General features: G+C 65.1%; 10 protein-coding genes. 8 read left to right on the top strand and 2 right to left on the bottom strand.

The window, feature by feature from the left end; all coding sequences use genetic code 11:
• The first annotated feature begins 87 nt into the window (after positions 1 to 87).
• From bioA to AC1D1X_RS08805, 8 genes are all read left to right on the top strand, one after another.
• Positions 88 to 1422 (top strand): adenosylmethionine--8-amino-7-oxononanoate transaminase, encoded by a 1335-nt coding sequence (bioA, locus tag AC1D1X_RS08840; RefSeq protein WP_477669793.1) that lies wholly within the window; start codon positions 88 to 90, stop codon positions 1420 to 1422.
• Positions 1415 to 2107: a dethiobiotin synthase gene (gene bioD, locus AC1D1X_RS08835; protein WP_477698150.1), complete on the top strand. Its 693-nt coding sequence runs from the start codon at positions 1415 to 1417 to the stop codon at positions 2105 to 2107. Before bioA ends, bioD begins: the two co-directional genes overlap by 8 nt.
• Positions 2098 to 3327, top strand: coding sequence for an 8-amino-7-oxononanoate synthase (gene bioF, locus AC1D1X_RS08830; protein ID WP_477669795.1), 1230 nt, complete (start codon positions 2098 to 2100; stop codon positions 3325 to 3327). Before bioD ends, bioF begins: the two co-directional genes overlap by 10 nt.
• 63 nt (positions 3328 to 3390) lie before the next feature.
• Positions 3391 to 4413 (top strand): biotin synthase BioB, encoded by a 1023-nt coding sequence (gene bioB / locus AC1D1X_RS08825; RefSeq protein ID WP_477669796.1) that lies wholly within the window; start codon positions 3391 to 3393, stop codon positions 4411 to 4413.
• Between the two features lie 109 nt (positions 4414 to 4522).
• The gene (gene panB / locus AC1D1X_RS08820) at positions 4523 to 5425 is read left to right on the top strand and encodes a 3-methyl-2-oxobutanoate hydroxymethyltransferase (protein ID WP_477669797.1); all 903 of its coding nucleotides are present in this window, start codon (positions 4523 to 4525) and stop codon (positions 5423 to 5425) included.
• Positions 5426 to 5452: 27 nt separating this feature from the next.
• Positions 5453 to 6301, top strand: coding sequence for a pantoate--beta-alanine ligase (gene panC / locus AC1D1X_RS08815; protein ID WP_477698149.1), 849 nt, complete (start codon positions 5453 to 5455; stop codon positions 6299 to 6301).
• A gap of 177 nt (positions 6302 to 6478) precedes the next feature.
• Positions 6479 to 6943, top strand: coding sequence for an N-acetyltransferase family protein (locus AC1D1X_RS08810; protein ID WP_477666091.1), 465 nt, complete (start codon positions 6479 to 6481; stop codon positions 6941 to 6943).
• Between the two features lie 75 nt (positions 6944 to 7018).
• Positions 7019 to 7348, top strand: a complete 330-nt coding sequence (locus AC1D1X_RS08805; protein WP_477669799.1) for a cupin domain-containing protein — start codon at positions 7019 to 7021, stop codon at positions 7346 to 7348.
• A 115-nt stretch (positions 7349 to 7463) separates the two neighbouring features.
• Here the strand turns inward: AC1D1X_RS08805 and AC1D1X_RS08800 are convergent, their stop codons facing one another.
• A complete protein-coding gene (locus tag AC1D1X_RS08800) occupies positions 7464 to 8480 on the bottom strand; it encodes an NAD(P)H-dependent glycerol-3-phosphate dehydrogenase (protein WP_477669800.1) in 1017 nt (338 codons plus the stop codon).
• A 46-nt stretch (positions 8481 to 8526) separates the two neighbouring features.
• Complete coding sequence (secB, locus tag AC1D1X_RS08795) at positions 8527 to 8991, bottom strand: protein-export chaperone SecB (protein WP_477669801.1); 465 nt, start codon at positions 8989 to 8991, stop codon at positions 8527 to 8529.
• Positions 8992 to 9148: the final 157 nt, after the last annotated feature.

The following is a 9148-nucleotide window of genomic DNA, read 5'->3' as shown; positions in this document are numbered from 1 at the left end:
GCCCTGACCCGCACCCGACTCGCGCTTTAGCACCGGCTTGCAGCGCACGCCTGAGCTTTCGCCCTTTCCTCCTCACCACGGGTCTTCATGGACAACCTCTCAATGATCCAGCGCAGCCTGCGCCATGTGTGGCACCCCTGCACGCAGATGAAGCTGCACGAGTCGCATCCCCCGGTACCCATCGCCAGGGCCGAAGGGGTCTGGCTGTACGACTTTGAAGGCCGGCGCTACCTGGACGGCATCAGTTCCTGGTGGGTCAACCTGTTCGGCCACGGCCATCCGCACATCAAGGCGGCGCTGCGCGACCAGCTGGACCGGCTTGATCACGTCATGCTGGCCGGTTTCACGCACCAGCCGGTGGTGGAGCTGTCTGAGCGGCTGGGCGCATTGACCGGGCTGGGCCATGCTTTTTACGGCAGCGACGGCGCCAGCGCCACAGAGATCGCGCTGAAGATGAGTGCGCATTACTGGCGCAACACCGGAAAGCCTGAAAAGTGCCGCTTCATCGGGCTGGCAGGCGGTTACCACGGCGAAACCGTGGGCGCACTGGCCGTGACGGACATTGCCATTTTTCGTGAAGCCTATGCGCCGCTGGTGCGGCTGGCAGCCACCGTGCCCAGCCCCGACGCACGCGGCGCGCAGCCCAGTGAAAGCGCTGCAGACGTAGCACGTCACGCAGCCGCAGACCTGCAAAGCTGGCTGGAGCAGCATCATGCGCAAACCGCCGCGCTCATCCTGGAGCCCATGGTGCAATGCGCGGCCGGCATGGCCATGCACGATGCCGCCTACCTGCGCGAAGCGCGCGCACTGTGCGACCGCTATGAAGTGCATTTGATTGCCGATGAAATTGCCACCGGATTTGGCCGCACCGGCACCATGTTCGCGCATCAGCACGCAGGCATACGGCCTGACTTCATCTGTCTATCGAAAGGCCTCACGGGCGGCACGCTACCACTGTCGGCCGTGCTGACCACCGATACCGTCTACGAAGCGTTTTACGACGACGACGTGGCGCGCGGCTTTTTGCATTCGCATTCCTACACCGGCAACCCGCTGGCCTGCCGCGCCGCGCTGGCCACGCTGGAGCTGTTCGGGCAAACCGATGTACTGGCAGACAACGCAGTCCTGGCCAACACCCTGGACCTGGCCTTCACACCGCTGACTCAGCACTCTGCTGTACGGAACGCGCGCAGGCTGGGCATGATCTGGGCTTGGGACATCGAGCCCACGACGGCGCCCCACTTCGCACGCCGCTACACGCAGCACGCCATGGCCAACGGTGTCTTGCTGCGCCCAATCGGCCACACGGTCTACGCCATGCCTCCGTATGTGATGGACGAAGAGGCGATGGATCACCTGGCGCGCGGCGCCCTGGCAGCGCTTGATGCGACCCTCGCCGAAGAAGAGGGTGCCCATGGCTGAAGCGGCGCACAGGACGGTTTCGATGTTTGTGACCGGCACCGACACCGGCGTAGGCAAAACGCTGGCCAGCACTGCACTGTTGCATGCGCTGGCCCGCCGGCATCTGCGTGTGGTGGGCATGAAACCCGTGGCGGCAGGTACGATGCAGATTGACGGTGTCGACGCCAATGAAGACGTGCTGGCCCTGCGCGCCGCCTCCACCTGCCGCGTACCGCCCGAACTCGACMACCCGGTTCTGCTGGCCGACCCGATGTCACCGCACATCGCCGCGGCGCGCGTCGGTGCACACATTGACATTGCCCACCTGGCGGGCTGCCACCGCCGGCTCRCACAATTGGCCGACGCCGTGGTGGTGGAGGGTGCGGGAGGTTTTCATGTGCCGCTCTCGCCGACCGAAACCGGTGCAGACCTGGCCGAAGCACTGGGCCTGCCCGTGGTGCTGGTGGTGGGATTGCGGCTGGGATGCCTGAACCACGCACTGCTCACTGCGGATGCCATACGCGCACGCTGCCTTACGCTGGCCGGCTGGGTGGCCAACCACATTGATCCCGCCATGCTGGCGCAGGATGACAACATTGCTTTTTTACAGCGGCAATTGCAGGCGCCCCTGCTGGCCACCATCGGCTGGCAGCCCGGCATAGACGCGCGCACAGTCGCCATCAACCTTCCCGACGAATGGCAATAAACATCACTACCACCTTGTCTTCCGCCTCCTGGCTCGACGAATTTCCGGCACGTGTGGCTGAACTCGACCGCGCCCACCTGCGCCGCCAGCGCCGCGTCGTCATGCCTGAAAGCGGCGCACACCTCTCGATTGACGGGCAAAGCATGCTGGCCTTTTGCAGCAACGACTACCTGGGTCTGGCCACACACCCGGCCCTGGTGCAGGCGGCTTGCACCGGCGCACAAGCCTACGGTGTCGGGTCGGGCGCGTCGCCACTGGTCAGCGGCCACAGCGCCGCCAACGAGGCGCTGGAACGCGAACTCGCGGCCTTCGTCGGCCTGCCGCGCGCGTTGTATTTTTACGCGGGCTACGCCACCAACATCGGCATCGTGCCGGCGCTGGTGGGCGCAAGCGACGCGATCTTTTCGGATGCGCTGAATCACGCCTGCCTGATTGACGGCGCAAGGCTGTCGCGCGCAAAAATCCACCGCTACGCACACACCGACCTGGACGCGCTGGATCGCGAACTTGCGCAAAGCGACGCGCCGCGCAAGCTGGTGATCAGCGACGCGGTGTTCAGCATGGACGGAGATAGCGCCGACATTCCCGCCCTGCTGGTGCTGTGTGAGCGCCATGACGCCCTGCTGCTGCTGGACGATGCACATGGCTTTGGCGTGCTGGGCCCGCAAGGGCGCGGCAGCCTGGCCGCCGCGGGGTTGTATGGCGCCAAGGCCTCGCGCCGCGTGCTCTACATGGCCACGCTGGGCAAGGCGGCTGGTGTGGCGGGCGCGTTTGTGGCGGGCGACGAGGCCCTGGTTGAATGGCTGCTGCAAAAAACCCGAAGTTATATTTTTGCGACTGCCGCGCCGGCGCTGCTGGCCAGCGCGCTGCGTGCCAGCCTTGCGCTGATTGAACAGGATGACTGGCGCCGCACGCATTTGCAGCAACTCATTGTGCGGTTGCGCAGCGGCTTGCTGGCGGGCCTGAAAGGCAGCCACTGGCAACTGCCGCCCTCGCAGACGGCCATCCAGCCGCTGCTGATCGGCCGCAACGACGAAGCCCTGGCCGTGATGGAGGGCCTGCGCGCACGCGGCATCTGGGTGCCGGCGATTCGCCCGCCTACCGTGCCCGAAGGCACGGCACGCCTTCGCATTGCGCTGTCGGCCGCGCACACCGAAGCCGATATCGACCTGCTGGTCGAAGCCCTGACGGCCCTGGCAAAGCATCCGCTGCCAGGCTGAAGCAGGCTTCAGAAAAACGCATCAGATAGACTCAAAAACCATTCCCCGAAAGGAAAGAGAACCATGTCCCACGTTGCAGAACAAACCATCACGCTCCACCGCCCGCGCCCTCAGCCATCGCCAGCTGAAAAGGCCGGCGCCGAACGCTGGAGCGTAGACGCCATCGAAGCGCTGTTCAATCTGCCTTTTCCGGAACTGATGCACCGCGCCCAAACGGTGCACCGCGAAAACTTCGACCCCACGCACATCGAATTCGCCACGCTGCTGTCCGTGAAAACCGGCGGCTGCGCCGAAGACTGCGGCTACTGCCCGCAGGCCGCGCGCTACGACACCGGCGTGGAAGCCAGCAAACTGATGGAGCCGGCCGAGGTGCTGGCCGCAGCCCGGCGTGCACAGGCCGCGGGCGCCACACGTTTTTGCATGGGCGCCGCGTGGCGCTCGCCCAAAGACCGCGACATTGAAAAAGTCGCCGAGCTGGTGCGCACCGTGAAAGCGCTGGGCCTGGAGACCTGCGCCACGCTGGGCATGCTGGAAGACGGCCACGCGCAAACACTGCAAAGCGCGGGCCTGGACTACTACAACCACAACCTCGACAGCGCGCCTGATTTTTACGGCGACATCATCACCACGCGCGACTACCAGGACCGCCTGGACACACTGGCGCGCGTGCGCAGCGCCGGCGTCAAGGTCTGCTGCGGCGGCATCGTCGGCATGGGTGAGACGCGCCGCCAGCGCGCCGGCCTCGTGGCCGAACTCGCCAACCTCACGCCCTACCCTGAGTCGGTGCCCATCAACAACCTGGTGAAAATTGAAGGCACGCCGCTGGCCAACCAGGCCGACCTGGACCCGTTTGAATTCGTGCGCACGATTGCTGTGGCGCGCATCACCATGCCGACGGCGCGCGTGCGCCTGTCGGCCGGCCGCCAGCAGATGGGCGACGGCGTGCAGGCGCTGTGCTTCCTGGCCGGCGCCAATTCAATTTTTTACGGCGACAAGCTGCTGACCACCGGCAACCCCGATACCGACGCCGATGTAAAGCTGCTGGAACGCCTGGGCATGAGCCGGTCTGCGCCCGAAGTGCGCTAATTCGTTCGCGAAACCATCCGTTTCCCGGCCTTTGTCCGGCCTCTCTAAACCGCCGGCAAAAAAGCACGGCGAAGCTGGTTAGACTCTCGCTAAATTCCGGACCTGCCCCATGACGATACCTGCCAATACTTCCGTCACGCCCTACGGCACGCTGCCGCCTTCGTCTACGCCTGCCACGCCGCCTGCGCGCAAGCCGGTCAGCCTGCCGCGCCTGCGCGAAATGCAGGCGCATGGCGAAAAGATCACCATGCTGACCGCCTACGACGCCACCTTTGCCGCCGTGGCCGATGCGGCGGGCGTGGAATGCATCCTGGTGGGCGACTCGCTGGGCATGGTCTGCCAGGGCCTGACCAGCACCGTCGGCGTGACCCTGGAGACCATGCGCCACCACACCGAATGCGTGGCCAACGGCCTGCGCCGCTCGCAGGCCACGGCCTGGCTGATCGGCGATTTGCCGTTTGGCAGTTACCACGAGTCCAAAGAGCAGGCGCTGCGCAGTGCCGCGGTGCTGATGCAGGCCGGCGCCCACATGGTCAAGCTCGAAGGCGGCGGCTGGACGGCCGAGACGACGCGTTTTCTGGTCGAGCGCGGCATCCCGGTCTGCGCCCACCTGGGGCTGACACCGCAAACCGTGCACGCGCTGGGCGGCTACCGCGTGCAGGGCAAGGGAGACGAAGCCGCTGCCGCGATGACGCGCCACGCGCGCGAGCTGCAGGACGCAGGCGCCGCCATGATGGTGCTGGAAATGGTGCCCGCAGCCCTGTCGGCCACGCTCACTCAGGAGCTCACGCATTGCGCCACCATCGGCATTGGTGCGGGCAACGGCACTGCCGGCCAGGTGCTGGTGCTTCACGACATGCTGGGCATGAACCTGGGCAAGATGCCGAAGTTTGTACGCAACTTCATGGAAGGCCCGGACAACAAGACCGCCAGTGTGCGCGGCGCCATGGAAGCCTATGTACGCGCCGTGAAAGACGGCAGCTTTCCGGTGAACGCCACCCACGCCTGGTAGCCCCACGCGCCCCTTTCAGGAGACAAGATGCAGATCGTCCACACCATCCCGGAGCTGCGCGAGGCCCTCAGCCCGTTCAAACGCCCTTCCTTCGTGCCCACCATGGGCAATCTGCACGACGGCCACATCGCGCTCGTCAAGCAGGCCAAGCCGCTGGGCGACGTGAGCGTCTCCAGCATCTTCGTGAACCGCCTGCAGTTCGCGCCGCATGAAGACTTCGACAGCTACCCACGCACGCTGGACGCCGATGCCGAGCGCCTGAAAGAGGCCGGCTGCAACGTGCTGTTTGCCCCGCTGGAAAAACACCTTTACCCCGAGCCGCAAAGCTACAAGGTGCATCCGGCCACCGACTTGAGCGACATCCTTGAAGGCCACTTCAGGCCCGGTTTTTTCATCGGTGTGAGCACCGTGGTGCTCAAGCTGTTTTCCTGCGTGTTTGCCGGCATGCCCACGGGCGTGGCGGCTTTCGGCAAGAAGGATTACCAGCAGGTGATGGTGGTGCRCCGCATGGTGCAGCAGTTTGCGTTGCCGATCGAGATCCTGGCCGGTGAAACCCAGCGCGCCGAAGACGGCCTGGCGCTGTCGTCACGCAACGGCTACCTGAACGCCACCCAGCGCGCCGAAGCGGTGGAGCTGTCCAAAGCGATACGCGCATTGGGCGAGGCCGCCCGCGCCAGCGGCACGCCTGACCTGCCAGCCCTGGAAGCGCAGGCCATGCAGGCGCTGGCCCGGCGCGGCTGGAAGCCCGACTACCTCACCGTGCGCCGCCGCGCCGACCTGCTGGCACCGCAAGGCCCGCTGGCCGATGTGCCGCTGGTGGTGCTGGGTGCGGCCAAGCTGGGCAGCACCCGGTTGATTGACAACCTGGAAATCTAGGCACGGGCCAAACCCCGGCCAACCCCGGCCACCGCCGGAGGCAACCCGGCGGGCTGCCACGTTGCTCCATTTTTGATAGCTGCTTGCGCTCGCCCCGCCTGAGCTGCAGCCATTTTTCTCTAACAAAACCGGTTCGCCACCTGACGGCGGATCTTTTGGCTTTTTTAACAGCTCAACATGAACACCCCTTCCGTACGCCTTGCCACTTTGGACGACCAGCCTGCCGTGGCTGCGCTGTTTGACGCCTACCGCCAGTTTTACGAACAGCCCGCCGATGCCGCGCTGGCGCTGGACTTCATCGGCAACCGGATGCGAAACCGCGAATCGGTCATCCTGGTGGCCGAGCCGGAAGGTGCGCCCGGCACCGGCGCGCTCGCCGGCTTCTGCCAGCTGTATCCCGGTTTCTGCTCAGTGATCGCCCAGCCCATCTACACGCTGTATGACCTGTATGTTGCGCCCGCATCACGCAAGAGCGGCGCCGGCCGCGCGCTGATGCAGGCCGCCCACGTGCACGCAAAACAGCACGGCTTTGCGCGGCTGGACCTCACCACCGCCAGGACCAACCACACCGCGCAGGCGCTGTATGAGTCCCTGGGTTGGGTTCGCGACGACATCTTCCTGGCGTACAACAAGGTGGTCTAGGGCCCAGGCGGGCCTTGGGGTATAACGCTTTCAGCTGGTTCAGGCACATGCCGCCACCTTTGCAGGAGTTTCACCATGGCCATTCCCCACGCCGCCTCCGGGCAACTCATCGACGTCCAGCCGCTTGCGGGCAAGCTCCTGGAGGCACGAACCGTCGCGCTGTTCAAAAGCGATGAGCTGGAAGTCATGCGCCTCATCGTGCCGGCCGGCAAGCTGGTGCCCTCGCACCGGGTCAAGGGCGAAATCACCGTGCAATGCCTGGAAGGTGAAGTGGCCTTCACGGCAGAGGGGCAAACCCAGCGCATGAAGGCAGGCCAGCTGCTGTGGCTTGCGGGCGGCGTGGAACACGGCCTGACTGCCGTGAAGGATGCATCGCTGCTGGTGACGCTGCATTTGCGAAAGTAGGTCGGCCCCTGCTTCGCGGATTAATGATGTTTCAGGGCTTTAGCCCAATAGGGGTAAGCGCAAGCAGCTATTAATTCAATAGCAAAAACGGGAACCGGAAAAATCGATCGCGTGGTCAGGCCAGTTCGGCAGTCGGATCGCGCCCCATCAGCGCCGCCACAGCCTCAGCCGGCCTGAGCTTGCCGTCCAGCAAGGCCACCACGCTTTGTGCAATCGGCATCTCGATGCCCAAACCGGCCGCGCGCTGCACTACGGTGCGGGCGCAATACACGCCCTCGGCCACATGCCCCAGCGAGTCCACGGCCTGCGCCAGCGTCTTGCCCTCGGCCAGCAACAGGCCCACCTTGCGGTTGCGGCTCAGGTCGCCGGTGGCCGTCAATACCAGATCGCCCAGGCCCGAAAGACCTGTGAAGGTTTCGGCCCGCGCGCCCAGCGCGACACCCAGCCGTGTCATTTCGGCCAGGCCGCGGGTGATCAGCGCAGCGCGGGCGTTCAGCCCCAGCTGCAATCCGTCGCAAAGCCCCGTGGCGATGGCCAGCACGTTCTTGACGGCGCCGCCCACCTCTACCCCCACGACATCGTCATTGGCGTAAACACGCAGGGTGGCGCTGTGAAAGGCGGCCACCAGCGCTTCGCGTACTTCGGGATGTTCACTGGCGGCCACCAGCGCGGTCGGCTGGCCGCGGGCGACTTCGAGGGCGAAGCTGGGCCCGCTGAGCACGCCCGCTCTTAAATTGATAGCAGCTTGCGCCCGTATTTCATGGACCATCAGGCCAAATGATGCGGAAGGAGGGGCAGAGGCAAGAGGTGCCTCAAAACCTTTGCTCAACCAAGCCACTGGAACGCTGGCGTGCTGCAGGGACTGCAGCATGCTGCGCGCCGCTGAGACGGGCGTTGCAAGGATGATGAGGTCCTGCCCTTGAATCGCCTCTGCCAGGGGTACATCGCCGCCTTGCAGCCGCAGGCCGGCAGGCAGGGGAACGCCAGGCAGGTAGCGGGTATTGACGCGGCTGGTCTGCAAGGCTTTGGCCAGCGCAGCATCGCGCGCCCACAGGGTGACATCGTGCCGGGCGGCGCTGCTCACGGCTACAGCCGTGCCCCAGGCGCCGGCTCCGATGACCAGGATTTTCATGCGTGGATGAGCGAGAAAACAGACGCCGGGAAGCCCCGGCAGCCCATCAAACGATGATCTGGGGAGCGGCCGATTCGGCAGCGGCCTGGACTTGCTGCTGTTCGTACATGGCCTGGAAGTTGATTTCAGCCATGTGCACAGGCGGGAAGCCGCCGCGCTGGATCACGTCAGCGACATTGCCGCGCAGGTAGGGGTAGACGATTTGCGGGCAGGCAATGCCCAGGATGGCGCCCATCTGGTCTTCGGGCACATTGCGGATTTCAAAAATGCCGGCCTGCTTGGCTTCCACCAGAAACACGGTTTTGTCGCCGATTTTCGTCTGCACGGTGGCCGTCACGGAAACCTCAAAAAGGCCGTCTGCCACGGGGGTGGCGCCCACGCCCAGCTGGATGTCCACCGCAGGCTGCTCCGGGCTCAGCAGGATTTCGGGCGAATTGGGCTGCTCCAGTGACACGTCCTTGAGGTAAACGCGCTGGATCTGGAATACGGGGTCAAGATTGGCTTCAGCCATGGTGCTCTTTCGGGTGCTTGGAGGGAAATCGGATGATTATAGGGAGCCGTGGACGTGGCCCCCACGGTCGCTCACTTCGTGTAGCTCCCTGCCCCCGAGGGGGCCGCCCGCCTGCGGTCTGGCAAAGCCAGTCCCGCGGCTCATGCTGGCTTGAAGA

It is taken from the genome of Polaromonas sp. P1_G4 (assembly GCF_056405475.1).
The sequence above is the reverse complement of the archived record's forward strand: the minus strand, read 5'-3'. Positions and strand labels throughout refer to the sequence as shown.